The sequence below is a fragment of the Mesorhizobium sp. M5C.F.Ca.ET.164.01.1.1 genome, assembly GCF_004792125.1.
GTDB classification, from domain to species: domain Bacteria; phylum Pseudomonadota; class Alphaproteobacteria; order Rhizobiales; family Rhizobiaceae; genus Mesorhizobium; species Mesorhizobium wenxiniae.
Genome location: NZ_SRTG01000521.1, coordinates 1 through 294 on the forward strand (window position 1 = coordinate 1; position 294 = coordinate 294).

The 294-nt window shown below is 64.3% G+C and carries 1 protein-coding gene; it reads left to right on the forward strand.

What is annotated here, in order from left to right:
- Positions 1–294, forward strand: a 294-nt coding sequence (locus EN807_RS34555; protein WP_135938091.1) for a CPBP family intramembrane glutamic endopeptidase, incomplete at both ends; no start/stop codon positions are given.

The window sequence follows — 294 nt, forward strand, 5'->3', positions numbered from 1 at the left end:
CCGAGGAGGCGCTGTTTCGCGGCTATCTCCTGCGCGGCCTCGCCAACCGGTTCAACAACCCGCTGATCTGGGCAGGGCTGCCGCTGCTGCTGTTCAGCGCGCTGCACTGGAGCGCGAGCTCGACGCTCGCCATCAATGCCTGCGTGCTGGTCTCGATCGCCAGCTTCGCGCTGGTGCTGACGCTTCTGGTCTACGCCACCGGCAATCTGGGCGTGGCATTCGGCGCCCATCTCGGCAACAATCTGACCGGCTTCCTGCTGATCTCGCATCAGGAAAGCTACAATTCCTTCGCCC